Here is a 14811-nt window from a genome sequence, read left to right as displayed (position 1 = left end):
AAAGGGCGGCTAATCAGCCGCCCGTCTTCAATCAGGGGAGAATTAATCCTCCTCATCCTCTTCATCATCCAGATCAATCGGCGATTTGAAATCGTCAGGCTTGAGCGCCAGCAGGTCGCAGCGCAGATGATCAATCACCTGTTCCGCCGTATTACCCAGGAAGGCTGCCGACAGGCCGGTGCGTCCTATGGTACCTAACACCACCACACCAGCACCGAGATGCGACGCCAGATCCGGGATGACTTCTTCCGGCAGGCCTTTAGCCACATGCGTAAACTCTTCACCAATCGAGAACTTCTGCCGCAGCGCTTTCATCGCCACCAGATGCTGACCACGAATAGCATCGTTATAGACGCTGGGATCAAAGTCGGGCAATTCGATAGCGATGTTGATAGGGGTAATCGGATAAGCGCCGACCAGGTGCACCTCGGTCTGATTCACTTTTTCTGCCAGTTTGACCGTTTCACGAATCAGCTTCTGATTCAGGCCATCGTGATGTGGCTCTTCACTGGCAAGATTGACCGCGACAATGGCTTTACCGCCTTCCGGCCACGGCTGATCTTTGACCATCCAGACCGGGCACGGGCATTTACGCAGCAGATGCCAGTCGGTCGGGGTGAAGATCACGGATTCAAGCCGGTCATGCTGATGCGCCATCTTCAGCACCAGGTCATGCTGATGGGCAAGCACTTCCTGAATGATGGCCTCAAAAGGGCGGTTGTGCCAGATCACTTTGATGTCAATTTCGACACCGGCATCCAGATAAGCCCGGGCCTGCTCACGGATCCATTCAGTGCGCTGGCTGATGACGCCCTGGCGCATTGATGCGCGTTCGTCAGGCGAAAGCAGGGTGGTCATCTCGTATGAGAAATCATAGATAGGCAGGAAAGCTTTGATCCTTCCGCCAATGCGTTGATTCAGATAGACCGCACGTCGCAGCGCGGGCTGATCGTCTTGCTGGGCATCAATGGCGACCAGAATATTTTGGTACTGGGACATGAGGCGTTCTCCTTAAACCAGAGCGACTGGAATAAAGATAGCCTATGTTGCACAGCGGAAGAAGGGAAAAAGTTACTGCCGGATCAACAAAATAAGATTTATTGATCCGGCTGCGGATCAGGCGGCCTGATGGCTCTGACCGGCTAACTCTTCCAGCAGGGCGTGGTTTTCAATAGTGATGTATTTTCCTTTCACCGCCAGCATGCCGGACTTCTGGAAACGACCCAACAGGCGGCTGATGGTTTCAACCGTCAGGCCCAGATAATTACCAATGTCACCACGTGTCATGGTGAGGCGGAATTCACGCTGTGAAAAACCGCGCTGGCCGAAGCGACGGGAAAGGTTCCAGATAAACGCCGCCAGGCGCTCTTCGGCATTCTTCTTCGACAGCAGCAGGATCATATCCTGATCGCCTTTGATTTCACCGCTCATCAGACGCATCATCTGCTGACGCAGGGCAGGCATTTTTCCTGACAGATCATCCAGCGTTTCGAACGGGATTTCACAGACCATTGCAGTTTCCAGCGCCTGTGCAAAGCTGGGATGGCTGGAACCCATGATGGCATCAAAGCCGACCAGATCCCCCGCCAGGTGGAAACCGGTGATTTGCTCATCGCCCTGCTCGGTAATGGTGTAACTTTTGATTGTGCCGGAACGAATGGCATACAGAGATTTCAGTTCGTCGCCTGCTTTGAAAAGAGTTTGCCCTTTCTGAATCGGTTTTTTACGCTCAATGATATTGTCGAGCTGATCCAGCTCATGTTCATTTAACGTGAAGGGGATGCAGAGCTGACTGATGCTGCAATCCTGGCAGTGAATGGCACAACCGCCCGACTGAATACGACGAATGCTGCGTTTTTCAGGGATCATAATGGTTTGCTCGACGATTATTGACTGGGGTCAATTTTAACATTTTTTGTGCTGAAGGGAACTCATCCGAGCAGTTTTACACCCACAAACATCATGGATGAAGCACACATCGACAAACGCAGATGTGACGGGCTTCTCAGATTGCCGTTACCGTTGACTGTCACGAAAAGTTTCCGCTTTTGTGATCTGTCACCCACATTTTCATCAGCGGCAACATGGGTGAAAGCGGGGGAGTCCGGTGATTGCAGCTTTTGCTACGCTAACTGTTTAGGCCTGTTTTATAGGTTCCATCAATTTTAATCAGGTGTGAGAAGACCATGAACCTTGATGACAACGATCTCTTTCGGGATGCCATGGGCGATGTCACGCCGTTAAAAGACACCACCACAACCTTATGGCTTAAGTCGCCCTCGACTAAAGCGCCTCGTAAACCACCAGGCGATACTGAGCAGGAGAATTTCCTGACACGGGGTTATCTGGAGATTGTCCCGCTTAACACACCGCTGGAGTATAAAGCCGATGGCATACAGCAGGGTATTCTGGATAAACTGCGTCGGGGTGAGTACAAACTGGATGCCAGTCTCAACCTGTTGCGGCAACCGGTGGAGACCTGCCGTCAGGCGCTGTTTAACTTTATGATGCAGGCGCAAAAGCAGGACTTACGAAATCTGCTCATCATTCATGGCAAGGGCCGTGATGACGAATCACATGCCAATATTGTGCGTAGCTATCTGGCACGCTGGTTACAGCAGTTTGATGACGTACAGACTTTTTGCGTAGCCCAAACCCGCCATGGCGGAGCCGGGGCGCTCTATGTGGGACTGAGGAAAACCGATAAGGCGCGCCTTGAAAACCGCGAACGGCATGCGAAACGCAGCCGCTAGCTGTGAAACTTACGAATGGTGGACATTAACACCTCAGCACTCAGGCTCAGCTCTGCGCCAGTACGGGTAATGATGCCCACCGGTTCGCCTGGCCCGGAGGAGTTAATTGGCAGCGCACAGACCGCGTTATGGCTGAGGTCTTCTTTAATCGCGCCGGACGGCACAAACCAGATGTAGTCGTAGCGGAGCGCCAGCTGGCGCGCCAGTGAAGTCGACGACGTTTCAATGCAATGGGGGGGCAGCGTGCAGCCCTGTTCGTCAAGCATCTGCTGCGCAATCCGGCGCGGTGCGGTGCCTTCCGGGGAGATCACAACCGGCCACTGCATCGCCCTCGATAGAGTGACGTTGTCACTCAGCAATGGGTGCTCGGGTCTGACCACGAGCTTCAGTGACTCCAGAAACAGCAGTTCATAGGTCAGCCCTGTCATCATGTCGCTGTCCGCCATCCGGCCAATGCCAATGTCAAACTCGCCGCCGCGTAATCCCGCCAGTAACACATTGTTATGCAGCGTCGCCACCTGGATAGTGGTGTTAGGCTGTAGCTGATGAAAACGATCAAGGATGCGGGGCAGCATGCCCATCGCAGCGGTGGTCAGTGCGCCAAGCCGGATAATCACCGGTGCATCGCCCGGCTGCTCATTAAAGCTCTGTCCGGCGTGGTTCAGCGCATCAAGTACCCGCACCGCATGCGTCAGAAACTGTTCTCCCATCGTAGTGAGCTGGGCACCCAGGCGACCCCGCTCAAAGAGACGAACGCCCGTCAGCTCTTCCAGTTCATTCAGGGTTTTGGACAAAGCAGGCTGACTCAGGTTCAGCGTCTCCGCTGCCCGGCCCAGTGTGCCTTGTTGCGCGACCGCAACAAAGGTATGAAGATGGCGCAAGCGAATGCGCTGATTGAAAAGGATATTTTTTTCCATACCCTAAACTTAATGAGAATGACCGCTTACAGGCAACTGTTTAAAATGAATTTTGTTAACTTTGCTGCAAATTTATTTTAACAAACAAGGCAGAATGGCAACTTTATCCGTTAACTCATTGATTAAGAAGCACTCATTTCAGATTGGCACTCACCCGGTAGTTACCAAGAGTACGCTATATCAAGAGGTTAACGCTTTAAATTTGAATAATTCTCACTATCATATAAAAATCTGACCGCTTAAGGTTAACGATGGGCTATCATAAGCGCCGTTTTTTTTACTTAATCTGATGCCAGATTGCGCTATTGCCAGGGAGTGTTCATTGACCAGCATCGGGGCGGTAGATGTCCGCCAGCTTATCAACCAGCAGGGCCTGAGCCACTGGCAAAAACGGCTCATTGCGCTCTGTTTTATTGTGGTGGCACTCGATGGCATGGACATTGCGATCATGGGATTTATTGCGCCAACACTTAAAGCTGCATGGGGCGTTACCAATCATCAGCTCGGCGTTGTCATCAGCGCAGCATTGATCGGGCTGGCGCTGGGTGCCATGGTGGCAGGGCCTCTGGCTGACCGCTATGGCCGACGTATGATGATTATCCTCAGCGTTTTCTTTTTTGGTCTCTGGACACTGGCAACAGCGCTGTCTCAGAACATCGAGCAGATGATGCTATTCCGCTTCCTGACCGGTCTGGGACTAGGTGCGGCAATGCCCAACGTCGGCACGCTGGTGGCGGAATATGCGCCTGAGCGGAGACGGGCCTTCATTATTACTGTCGTGTTCTGCGGATTTACCTTCGGTGCCGCCAGCGGCGGATTTGCTGCCTCCTGGCTGTTACCGCGTTATAACTGGCACTCGGTGTTGCTGCTGGGTGGCATTCTGCCGCTGCTGGTGTTGCCATTCCTGATCCGCGGCCTGCCGGAATCGGTGCGTTTTCTTATCAGTCGTGGCGCACCCGCTGCCCGCATTCACGCCATTCTTGAACGGATGATGCCGGGCAAAACCGCGCCCGATTGCGCATTTCACGCGCCTGAAGCAACATTGCCGGCAGGCGGCGCGATTAGCACCGTCCTGTCGCGCCGCTATTTGTTTGGCAGCACAATGCTGTGGGGTGGCTATTTCATGGGGCTGTTCATGGTTTACCTGATTGGCAGCTGGCTGCCGTCTCTGGTGAATACCCTGGGCATGTCAGTTACCGAAGCGGCTGTTATCACTGCCATGTATCAGGCTGGCGGAACCCTGGGTTCACTCTTTGCGGGCTGGATGATGGATCGCTTCAACGCCAATCTGGCGCTGGCGGTCATCTACGGCTGCGGCGGACTGTTTATTGTGGCACTTGGCTTTTCGCCCGCCGAAGTAGGGATGATGAGCGCGATCGCCTTCTGCAGTGGCTTCTGTTTCAACGGTGCCAACACCGGGATGAATGCATTATCTGCCAGCTACTATCCTACACACGCACGCGCCACCGGCTCCAGCTGGATGCATGGTGTGGGTCGCATCGGCGCAATCCTGAGCGCCTTCGTTGGTGCAGAGATGTTGTCACTCGGCTGGTCTTTCAGCGTTATTTTTCTGCTGCTGGCGATACCGGCTGTGATCACCACCCTGATGCTGCTGTTAAAAAATCGCTATGGCTTTAAGCCGATCACAGATTCGTGATTTTTTCCACTGAGGCCAGCGCGTTGCATTACATTAGCAGCAACGCTCATGGTGTCAGGTGGATAAGATGGACAAGTTTATCAGCGCGGATCTCATCCGCACCCGTTTCTCTCAGGCGATGTCAGCGATGTATCAGCAGGAGGTGCCGCAGTATGGCACGCTGATGCAACTGGTCGCCACCGTCAACGAGCGCACGCTGGAAGCCGATATCGCGCTGAAAGATCGTCTCACGGCCGCCGATGAAATTGACCGACTCAGCCTTGAGCGGCACGGCGCAATCCGCGTCGGCACGGCAGACGAATTAGCCACGCTGCGGCAGCTTTTTGCGGTGATGGGAATGTACCCGGTGGGCTATTACGATCTCTCTCAGGCGGGTGTGCCGGTCCACTCCACAGCGTTCCGGCCGGTCACCAATACGGCGCTGCGGCGCAATCCTTTCCGGGTCTTTACGTCACTGTTGCGTCCTGAACTGATTGACGATTCCGCGTTGCGTGAAAAGGCGGCGGAGATTCTGGCCGCACGCGACATTTTCACCGCCCGTTGCCGGGCGCTGCTGCAATTGCATGAGCAGCAGGGCGGATTAACCGATGATCAGGCCACCGAATTTGTTACCGAAGCACTTGAAACCTTCCGCTGGCACGCCCACAGCAGCGTGGACAGTCAGACCTATCAGGCGCTGAACCAGCAGCATCGATTGATCGCAGATGTCGTCTGCTTTCCCGGCTGCCACATCAACCACCTGACCCCGCGCACGCTCGATATCGACCGCGTCCAGCAACTGATGCCGTCACGTGGAATCGATCCGAAAATCCTGATTGAGGGACCACCGCGTCGTCAGGTGCCGATCCTGCTGCGTCAGACCAGCTTCAAAGCGCTGGAAGAGCCGATCATCTTTAAGGACGGGTATCAGGGCACCCACACAGCGCGCTTCGGTGAAATTGAGCAGCGCGGCGCGGCGCTGACGCCTGCAGGTCGTGCGCTCTACGATCGCTTGCTCAGCGAGGCGGGCAGCGGTCAGGACAATCAGCAGCACCAGCAACATCTGGCGGCCATTTTCCGGGACTTCCCCGACGATGAAACCACACTACGCCAGCAGGGGCTGGCCTGGTTCCACTATCGCCTGAGTGAAAAGGGCGTCGCGACGCCGCCGGATCAGGGGGAAGCGCTGGAGGATCTGATCAGGGAGGGGCGTGTGCTGGCAGACCCGATCGTCTATGAAGATTTTCTGCCCGTCAGCGCGGCGGGAATTTTTCAGTCCAACCTCGGCGATCGGGCGCAGGTCCGTTTGGCGGGACAGGCGAGCCGGCAGGCGTTTGAAGCAGCGCTGGGCTTTGCGGTGCTGGATGAGATGGCATTGTACGAAGAACGACAGCAGCGCTCGCTGGCGCAGTGCGGAATACAGACGGCCTGATTCACTCTCCGGGCAACAACCCGGTTGCCCGCAACCCTTTTATTAAGTCGGTTTTGCCAACGCTTATGGTCCTGAAGCTGTGCAATAAGGAAGAATATCCTTGCTTCTGAACAGAAAAAGGACGCTTTACCTGCCAGCGCAGGTTTCGCGGCGTAAGTATCTTAATCAATTAACAATCTGACTGCTTCACGCTCGCAGAACTGACCCGGTTCACGGCTGGATATCGCTCAGCGACGCACTGGCACGCCATTTATCGCGGGCAAAAGGATAAACATTGTTTAAGCCTGGCTACAACTGGCGCTCTGAACCTGTTGACGAGCATGTTCATGCTCACCTCTGACGTTTCGGCATATTCTGCAAATCCCCTCTGTACCTGGACAATGGTGGCGGGCCTGCAAATAATGGAGGAACGTCTAAACAGGGAAACAGGAATGAAAAACGAAACAGGTCTGAGGATCATGACGGCCGAGGGGGAGTTGCGTGGATGCATGGACGATGACCTTTTCGTATTCAAAGGTATACCTTATGCGGCGGCTCCGGTTGGCGCGCTGCGCTGGCGTCCGCCACAGCCGGTCACGCCCTGGCATCAGATGCGCGATGCCAGCGCATTTGGGCCTTCCGGCTGGCAAAATCGCACATACTGTCAGGCGGTGGGCGGTGGCGATCCCGGTGAGTTTAGTGAAGATTGCCTCTATCTGAATGTCTGGACGCCCGATGTTGCGCCGTCAAAGCCGCTGCCGGTAATGGTGTGGCTGCATGGTGGAGGCTTCACCATCGGTGGTGGCGGGCTGGCACCGTATAACGGCAAGCCGCTGGCTTCACGTGGTGCAGTGGTGGTCACGCTGAACTACCGGCTGGGTCACCTCGGTTTCTTCTCCCATCCTTCACTGGATGCTGAATACCCTGCTACGGGTACGGTAACCAATTTTGGCCTGCTCGATCAGATTGCCGCACTGCAGTGGGTGCAGCGCAACATTCCAGCTTTTGGTGGCGACCGCCGCAATGTGACGCTTTTCGGTGAATCCTCTGGCGCGCGCAGCGTGCTCTCCCTCTGCTGTTCACCGCTGGCAGAAGGACTGTTTCATAAAGGGATTGTGCAAAGTGCCTATAGCCTGCCGGATACGCCGCTGAAAAAAGCGCGTCAGCAGGGAATAGCGGTAGCCCGCCATTTTGGTCTGCCACCCGATGCCAGCGCTGATGTGTTACGCGCACTGCCTGCCGATGCCTTCTGGTCGCTGGAAGGGGCACTGGCGATCCCGCCGGTGCCGATTGCCGGTGATGCCGTGCTGCCTGAGCCGATGCTGAAAACCTTTATGGCAGCAAAACAGCATCGCCTGCCGCTGATGGCGGGCAGTAACAGCGATGAAGCCAGCGTGCTGGAATATTTTGGCGTGGATGCCACCGCGGTATTGCATCAGTTGCGCAATAAAAACCGGCTCACCTATCGGACGCTGAAATGGATGTATGACATCCATGATGATCAGCTGCTGGGACGTGCCGTGGCGCGTGATATGGCTTTCAGCCTTGTGCCTTGGCTGGTGATGCGCGCGCAGCACAATGCCGGCATGCCGGGCTGGCGCTACTGGTTCGATTATGTTTCTGAGCACGCTCGCGACCTCTATCCTCATGGCACCTGGCACGGCAATGAAGTGCCTTATGTCCTTAACACCCTGAGTCAGATGCCGGATCCCAATGAAGCGCGGCCATTCAGTGAAGCCGATCGCGCTTTTGCGGCCCGTGTCAGCGAATACTGGTTTACTTTCGCCCGTGACGCCACGGAATATAAGCATCAGCTTGAAGGCGAGGTTGTCTGGCCAGCCTGGCATCCCGGAAATGACGTGACAATGTCACTTGGAAATGAGCGTAAAAACGGACTTGTTTTGAAGCGAAACTTTATGCGCGCCCGTATGCGTCTTTTCAGGCTGTTGATGACGCGCATGGTCCGGCTATAGGCCGGAGGTGATAGTTAATCTGCTAACCATTAAACTGCGCGAATGGAATTTTTCTGCGTTATAAAGCGTAATTTATTGAAATTATTTATCTTTCAAAAAATTCACGCATGAGGACGCTGTAAAAAATCAGGTAACAAAACAGTTACATTTTCACTATCTCATGCCGATAAATCTCCTATGCCCGACGCTTGCGGGTCAACGTGTATAGGATTTTGGTATGGGAATGCTCAAAAATTTTACCATTCGCGCAGTGATGCTCACTATTCTGGGCCTGTTTTGTTTACTGTGGAGCGGCGTCGGGCTGTACAGCATCCACTCGCTTGGCGCGCTCAGCGAAGGCAACAATGTTGACCGTCATCTGGTTGAGCAAATGACGGTGCTGAGCAAAGGCAACGATCAATATTTTCGTGTTATCACGCGCCTTTCCCGCGTAATGGAAAGCAAAGCAGCAGGTAAAACGCTGACTGATGAGGCCTATGCCCCTGTGCAGCAGGCGCTGGACAGCATGACTCAGCAACTGGCGCGCTTTAAACAGCTTGCACCCGGTCCGATGAATCCGGAAGTCGTCGACGGCGTAATTCAGAGCTGGCAAAAGTTGCTGGATGAGGGCGTGACGCCACAACTGCAACTGGCCCGCCAGGCCTCACAGGATGCGTATCGCCAGCAGGCAAACAATGTCACCCCGCCGCTCAGTCGTGCCTTTGGTGTCAGCGCAGAGAAGTTTAACCAGGGCGCAGCCGAAAAACTGGACAAAACCCGGGTTGAAGTTGATCACCTCACCGCGATGACCAAGACGATTATTACCATCACGGTAATTATTGGCCTGCTGATTCTGCTGTTTACAGACCGCTATCTGGTGGCGATGCTGGTTCGTCCGCTGGAAAGTATTCGTACCCACTTCGCGGTGATCGCGACAGGCGATCTCAGCCAGCCGGTAGCGGATTTCGGTCGCAACTGTGTCGGTAAACTGGTGCCGCTGCTGAGCGCTATGCAGGATAGCCTGCGTGAAGCGGTCAGCGCCATTCGCAGCGGCACCGAGAACATCTCGCGCGGTGCTGCAGAGATTTCTGCCGGTAACAATGACCTCTCTTCACGTACCGAAGAGCAGGCCGCTGCGCTGGAACAGACTGCGGCCAGCATGGAGCAGTTGACGGCCACAGTGAAATTCAATGCCGATAACGCTCGTCAGGCCAGCCTGCTGGCAGAAACCGCCACCACCACGGCACAACGTGGCGGTCAGCTGGTGAGTGAAGTGGTCAGCACCATGGATGGCATCTCCGGCAGCTCGAAGAAGATTGCTGAGATTACCAACGTGATTAACGGCATTGCCTTCCAGACCAACATCCTGGCGCTGAACGCCGCGGTCGAAGCGGCACGTGCCGGCGAACAGGGACGTGGTTTTGCGGTCGTGGCATCTGAAGTGCGTAACCTGGCGCAGCGCAGCGCCAACGCCGCCAAAGAGATTGCGACACTGATTGAAGACTCGGTGCAGCGTGTAGGAAAAGGCGCGGAGCTGGTCAGCACGACGGGCGGCACCATGAATAACATTCTGAAATCGGTGCAGGATGTGGATGCGATCATGAAACAGATCGCTTCTGCATCGGAAGAGCAGAGCAAGGGCATTTCTCAGGTGGGCACCGCGGTTACCGAGATGGACAGCGTGACGCAGCAGAACGCCTCACTGGTCGAGGAAGTCTCCGCCGCCGCGAGTGCGCTGGCGCTGCAGACGGAAGCGCTACAGGCCTCTGTGTCGAAATTCCGCCTTTCCAGCAACCGTCCGGCTTCACCTGCCGTCAGCAATAAACCGGCTGCCCCAAAAGCGCCTGCGCAGAGTGCACCTCAGGCGAAACCTGCTGATAATGGCGACTGGGTGACGTTCTGATCCCTGCAGAGCCACGCCACCAGTTCCGTCAGGGACGGTGGCGCATCCTGCGCGGGCCGTTGCAGTAAACTGTATACGGCTCCGGTTTTGACCTCGCCAGGGAACGGCTTAATCAGCCTGCCGCTGGCGATATCACTCTCCACCAGATTGCTGTCGGCAATCGCCACGCCATACCCCTGAATTGCTGCACTAATCGCTAAGTCCATCGTGGCAAAATGCTGGTTTCGCTTCATGCTGAGCGTTACCTGCTGCGCCTGTAACCAGCACTGCCAGTCACGCGTGTCTGACGTGGGATGCAAAAAGGTCATTGCGGCCAGTGCTGCCATCGTGTCCGGGCAGGGCTGATCAGCGGCCATCACCGGCGTCAGTGACTCGCTGAACAGACAGATGCCATCAGGATGCGGCTTGCCATAGACAATCGCCGCATCAAAGTTTTCAAGCTGCGCCGCATGATCCAGGGTGGTGGTCAGGGCCACATGCAGTTCAGGGCGGTGAAGCTCCAGCGCCATCAGCCGCGGCACCAGCCAGCGCATGGCACAGGTCGGCGCTTTCAGGCGAAGGCTGACCTGACTGCGACGGACCTTTTCGCTGGCCTGAACCATCAGCTCAAAGCCCTGGCTGAGTTCAGGCAGCAGCGCGGCACCCTGCGGGGTCAGCCGCAGCCCGCGCGCATGGCGGTCAAACAGCGTCACGCCCAGCCACTGCTCCAGCGCGGCGATCTTACGACTGACCGCGCCCTGTGTCAGGCAGAGCTCGCGGGCAGCATGGGTCAGGTTGAGATGACGGGCCGTCACCAGAAAGGCGTGAATGGCATTAAGCGGCAGCGATGAGCGTGACACGGTGGACCTCAGCTATGCAATTTTGTCATGGCTATTATGACGACATTTCGCTTGCCGACTCAAGCCGCAGCCCGTTGAATAACGATTTATCGCATCTGACCAGTTATGCACCTGACGGAGAAAATATGTCCCTGAAAACGCCTGTCGCTATTCACTCAAAATTGCCGGACGTCGGCACCACTATTTTTAGCGTGATTGGCCAGCTTTCGGCACAGCATCAGGCGATTAACCTGTCACAGGGCGCACCCAATTTCCCCTGCGATCCGGCCCTGATCGACACAGTCAGCCGTGCAATGGAGACGGGGCATAATCAGTATGCCGCCATGATGGGTCTGCCTGCCTTGCGTGAAGCGCTCGCCAGTAAAACAGAGGCGCTCTATGGCCAGAAATATGATGTCGCCAGTGAAGTGCTGATCACCGGCAGCGCCAGCCAGGGACTCTATATGGCGATTACCGCGCTGGTTCATCAGGGCGATGAGGTGATCTTCTTTGAACCGGCGTTTGACAGCTATGCGCCGGTGGTACGGTTACAGGGCGGTACGCCGATAGGCCTGAAGCTCCAGGTGCCATCATTTGCTATCGACTGGGATCAGCTGCGGGCCGCCATCACGCCGCGCACCCGGATGATCATTATTAATACGCCGCACAACCCCAGCGCGCAGGTGCTGACCCGTGACGATCTCAACCAGCTGGCAGCGTTGATCCGCAACACCGATATCGTGGTGCTATCCGATGAGGTTTATGAACATATTCTGTTTGATGGTCGCCCGCACTGCGGCATGGCGACGCATCCGGAGCTGGCCGCACGCAGCGTTATCGTCTCCTCGTTTGGCAAAACCTTCCACGTCACCGGCTGGCGGGTCGGCTACTGTCTGGCACCGGCAGAACTGATGACCGAGCTGGTGAAAGTGCATCAGTTTATGATGTACGCCGCCGATACGCCGATGCAGGTTGGGTTTGCGCACTATCTGCAGACGCCAGAGAACTACCTGTCACTTAACGCTTTCTATCAGCAGAAGCGCGATCGGCTGATCGCGCTGATGGATAACTCCCCATTCCGGCTGCTGCCGAGCGCCGGTTCGTTCTTTATGCTCGCCAGCTACGGACATTTCAGTGACGAACCAGACAGTGAAATGGTAAAACGTCTTATCGTCGATCACGGTGTGGCAACCATACCGCTGTCGGCGTTTTATATGGATGGCACAGACAACAAACTGATTCGTCTCTCTTTTGCGAAGGACGAGGCGACACTAGAGGCTGGCGCGGCTGCGCTATGTGCTTTTTCTCACTGAATCACGTGAGCGTGATTCAGTACGGGGAACAGGTAACCAGGACATTTCGGGGTAAACATAATGAAAAAACTGAACGTGCTTTTTCTCGCTCTGGGCATGATGACAACGGTACAGGCACTGGCTCAGGATTTACGTTACGGCGTAGAGTCACAATATCCGCCGTTTGAAAGCCGCAATGCTAAGGGTGAGCTGGAGGGCTTTGATATTGAACTGGGCAACGCTATCTGCAAGGCAGGCAACTTCAACTGCCACTGGGTCGAGAGCAGCTTTGATGCGCTGATCCCGGCACTGCAGGCGAAAAAGTTCGACGCCATAAACTCGGCGATGAACATCACCGAAGCGCGCGCCAGAAGCATCGCGTTTACGCAGCCAATCTACCGTATTCCGACCATGTTAGTGGCGAAAAAAGGTGAAAATCTGGCTCCGACCGCCGAAGGTCTGAAAGGCAAAAATATCGGTGTGTTGCAGGGATCGATTCAGGAAACCTATGCGAAGAAGCACTGGGAGACACAGGGCGTGACGGTGACGTCGTATCAGGATCAGAACCAGGTATATAACGACATGGTTGCAGGCCGCCTTGATGGCACGCTGGTGATGTCCGCCGCCGGTCAGTCTGGCTTCCTCGATAAGCCTCAGGGCAAAGGGTTTGGTTTTGTGGGCAAGCCCGTCGAAGATGACGCGATTCTGGGTTCAGGCATCGGCTACGGCTTGCGTAAAGATGACGCGCCGCTGAAGCAGTCGCTGGACGCGGCAATCGCCAAAGTGCAGGGCGATGGCACCCTCGAAAAGCTGGCTGAAAAATACTTCCCGGGTATTGATGTCAGCGTGAAGCCATAATCGCAATCGGGCGCGTTCTGCGCCCGATTTTCCCGCTTAACCTGCCGCCAGATAACAGAGCTTTTCTGCCACCTGATAGGACTTCACAAACGACGGTATCGGCAGAAACTCGAAGCGTGAATGGAAGTTATGTGCGCCGGTAAAGAAGTTCGGCGTCAGTAACCCTTTGGCGGACAGCGCCGCGCCGTCCGTGCCGCCACGCATCGGAATCACTTTTGGCTCAATCTCAAGTGCGGCAAAGGCGCTAAAGATCAAATCTATTGCCCGGCGGTCCTCACCCAGTGCATTACTGATGTTGCTGTAGATATCGCTAATCGTAATGCTGACCTCGCCAGTCGGATAGCGCGCCGCAAGATCCGCTGCCGCCTGCTGCAACTGCTGCTTACGCACGGCGAAGCTGGTCAGATCAAAATCACGGATTGAAGCCTTCAGCGTCGCCTTGCTGGCGTTGGCCTGAATCTCATTAAACCAGATGTAACCTTCGCGGCCTTCAGTGTGCTCCGGGGTCTGCTGACGATCAAACAGGCTGATGTAGTCATGTGCCATTAGCAGCGGATTGACCAGCACGCCTTTGCCCGACATCGGATGTGCCGGCACACCGGTAAACACAATCTCTGCCGCGGCACCATTAAAGTTCTCGTACACCACTTCGCCCAGTTCGCAGCAGTCGATAGTCCAGGCGAAATCGACATTGAATCGCGTGTCAAGATCCAGCGCTTTCGCCCCGCGCAGGCCAATCTCTTCGTCCGGCACAAAGGCTACCACGATATCGCCATGATCGCCTTTAAGGTTCGCCATCAGCGTCATCACCACGGTGACCGCCGCTTTATTGTCTGCGCCCAGCACGCTGGTGCCGTCGCTGAAGATCACCTGCTGACCGACGTAGGGCGCGATCTCCGGATGTTCATCGCGGCGCAGCCAGATATCCTGCTCTGCATTCAGACAAAGGTCTTCGCCCTGCCAGGTGAGGATCTGCGGGTGGATGTCGGGCGACAAACCCACATCAACGGTATCGATATGCGTAATAAATCCAATGCGCGGCGCGCCAGGACGGTTGCCACGTTTCACCGCGGTCACCGTGGCATGGTCATCAATCACCACCTCATCCAGCCCCAGTGCTCGCAGCTCGTCAGCCAGCAGTTCCGCCATGGCGTGCTGGCTCGGCGTACTCGGCAGAGTCGTGGATTTGGCATCACTCTGACTGCTGACGGCGAGGTAACGGAAAAAACGTTCGGTGAGTTGCGACTCAAGTTTGTCTGTCATCACTATTC

General features: G+C 55.6%; 12 protein-coding genes. 7 read left to right on the top strand and 5 right to left on the bottom strand.

The window, feature by feature from the left end:
- Positions 1 to 42: 42 nt before the first annotated feature.
- A complete protein-coding gene (gene uspE / locus F3I44_RS07510) occupies positions 43 to 999 on the bottom strand; it encodes a universal stress protein UspE (protein WP_150010203.1) in 957 nt (318 codons plus the stop codon).
- 117 nt (positions 1000 to 1116) lie between these two features.
- Entirely contained in the window at positions 1117 to 1869 is a 753-nt protein-coding gene (locus F3I44_RS07505) for an FNR family transcription factor (RefSeq protein WP_010244686.1), read from the bottom strand.
- A 317-nt stretch (positions 1870 to 2186) separates the two neighbouring features.
- On the opposite strand from F3I44_RS07505, the gene smrA reads away from it, so the two are divergent.
- The gene (gene smrA, locus F3I44_RS07500) at positions 2187 to 2753 is read left to right on the top strand and encodes a DNA endonuclease SmrA (protein ID WP_150010201.1); all 567 of its coding nucleotides are present in this window, start codon (positions 2187 to 2189) and stop codon (positions 2751 to 2753) included.
- On the opposite strand, the gene F3I44_RS07495 is transcribed toward smrA, so the two are convergent.
- On the bottom strand, positions 2750 to 3670 hold the full coding sequence (locus tag F3I44_RS07495) for a LysR substrate-binding domain-containing protein (RefSeq protein ID WP_150010199.1): 921 nt from the start codon (positions 3668 to 3670) through the stop codon (positions 2750 to 2752). The genes smrA and F3I44_RS07495 overlap by 4 nt on opposite strands.
- A 322-nt stretch (positions 3671 to 3992) precedes the next feature.
- Here F3I44_RS07495 and F3I44_RS07490 point away from each other — a divergent pair, with 322 nt between their 5' ends.
- The 4 genes from F3I44_RS07490 to F3I44_RS07475 all read left to right on the top strand — a co-directional run bounded on the left by F3I44_RS07490 (position 3993) and on the right by F3I44_RS07475 (position 10572).
- Complete coding sequence (locus F3I44_RS07490) at positions 3993 to 5327, top strand: aromatic acid/H+ symport family MFS transporter (RefSeq protein WP_150010198.1); 1335 nt, start codon at positions 3993 to 3995, stop codon at positions 5325 to 5327.
- Positions 5328 to 5394: 67 nt separating this feature from the next.
- Complete coding sequence (locus F3I44_RS07485; RefSeq protein ID WP_150010196.1) at positions 5395 to 6738, top strand: VOC family protein; 1344 nt, start codon at positions 5395 to 5397, stop codon at positions 6736 to 6738.
- 431 nt (positions 6739 to 7169) lie between these two features.
- Positions 7170 to 8690 carry a carboxylesterase/lipase family protein gene (locus F3I44_RS07480; RefSeq protein WP_150010195.1) on the top strand — a complete coding sequence of 507 codons (1521 nt, stop codon included), beginning with the start codon at positions 7170 to 7172 and terminating at the stop codon, positions 8688 to 8690.
- A gap of 217 nt (positions 8691 to 8907) precedes the next feature.
- On the top strand, positions 8908 to 10572 hold the full coding sequence (locus tag F3I44_RS07475) for a methyl-accepting chemotaxis protein (protein ID WP_150010193.1): 1665 nt from the start codon (positions 8908 to 8910) through the stop codon (positions 10570 to 10572).
- Here the strand turns inward: F3I44_RS07475 and F3I44_RS07470 are convergent.
- Entirely contained in the window at positions 10530 to 11411 is an 882-nt protein-coding gene (locus F3I44_RS07470) for a LysR substrate-binding domain-containing protein (RefSeq protein WP_150010192.1), read from the bottom strand. The two genes, F3I44_RS07475 and F3I44_RS07470, sit on opposite strands and share 43 nt — an antisense overlap.
- A gap of 125 nt (positions 11412 to 11536) precedes the next feature.
- On the opposite strand from F3I44_RS07470, the gene F3I44_RS07465 reads away from it, so the two are divergent.
- Positions 11537 to 12703, top strand: a complete 1167-nt coding sequence (locus F3I44_RS07465; protein WP_150010190.1) for a methionine aminotransferase — start codon at positions 11537 to 11539, stop codon at positions 12701 to 12703.
- A 60-nt stretch (positions 12704 to 12763) separates the two neighbouring features.
- On the top strand, positions 12764 to 13540 hold the full coding sequence (locus F3I44_RS07460; RefSeq protein WP_150010188.1) for a transporter substrate-binding domain-containing protein: 777 nt from the start codon (positions 12764 to 12766) through the stop codon (positions 13538 to 13540).
- A 36-nt stretch (positions 13541 to 13576) separates the two neighbouring features.
- Here the strand turns inward: F3I44_RS07460 and pepT are convergent, their stop codons facing one another.
- Entirely contained in the window at positions 13577 to 14803 is a 1227-nt protein-coding gene (gene pepT, locus F3I44_RS07455) for a peptidase T (RefSeq protein WP_150010187.1), read from the bottom strand.
- Positions 14804 to 14811: the final 8 nt, after the last annotated feature.

The sequence above is a fragment of the Pantoea sp. F_5 genome (genome assembly GCF_008631595.1).
Classification (GTDB): Bacteria; Pseudomonadota; Gammaproteobacteria; order Enterobacterales; family Enterobacteriaceae; genus Pantoea; species Pantoea gossypiicola.
This window is presented reverse-complemented; position numbering and strand designations above follow the sequence as displayed.

What these genes read in the sequence shown, in the direction of transcription:
- uspE (WP_150010203.1), bottom strand. Translation starts at nt 999, where the DNA reads ATGTCCCAGTACCAAAATATTCTGGTCGCCATTGATGCCCAGCAAGAC.
- F3I44_RS07505 (WP_010244686.1), bottom strand. Translation starts at nt 1,869, where the DNA reads ATGATCCCTGAAAAACGCAGCATTCGTCGTATTCAGTCGGGCGGTTGT.
- smrA (WP_150010201.1), top strand. Translation starts at nt 2,187, where the DNA reads ATGAACCTTGATGACAACGATCTCTTTCGGGATGCCATGGGCGATGTC.
- F3I44_RS07495 (WP_150010199.1), bottom strand. Translation starts at nt 3,670, where the DNA reads ATGGAAAAAAATATCCTTTTCAATCAGCGCATTCGCTTGCGCCATCTT.
- F3I44_RS07485 (WP_150010196.1), top strand. Translation starts at nt 5,395, where the DNA reads ATGGACAAGTTTATCAGCGCGGATCTCATCCGCACCCGTTTCTCTCAG.
- F3I44_RS07480 (WP_150010195.1), top strand. Translation starts at nt 7,170, where the DNA reads ATGAAAAACGAAACAGGTCTGAGGATCATGACGGCCGAGGGGGAGTTG.
- F3I44_RS07475 (WP_150010193.1), top strand. Translation starts at nt 8,908, where the DNA reads ATGGGAATGCTCAAAAATTTTACCATTCGCGCAGTGATGCTCACTATT.
- F3I44_RS07465 (WP_150010190.1), top strand. Translation starts at nt 11,537, where the DNA reads ATGTCCCTGAAAACGCCTGTCGCTATTCACTCAAAATTGCCGGACGTC.
- F3I44_RS07460 (WP_150010188.1), top strand. Translation starts at nt 12,764, where the DNA reads ATGAAAAAACTGAACGTGCTTTTTCTCGCTCTGGGCATGATGACAACG.
- pepT (WP_150010187.1), bottom strand. Translation starts at nt 14,803, where the DNA reads ATGACAGACAAACTTGAGTCGCAACTCACCGAACGTTTTTTCCGTTAC.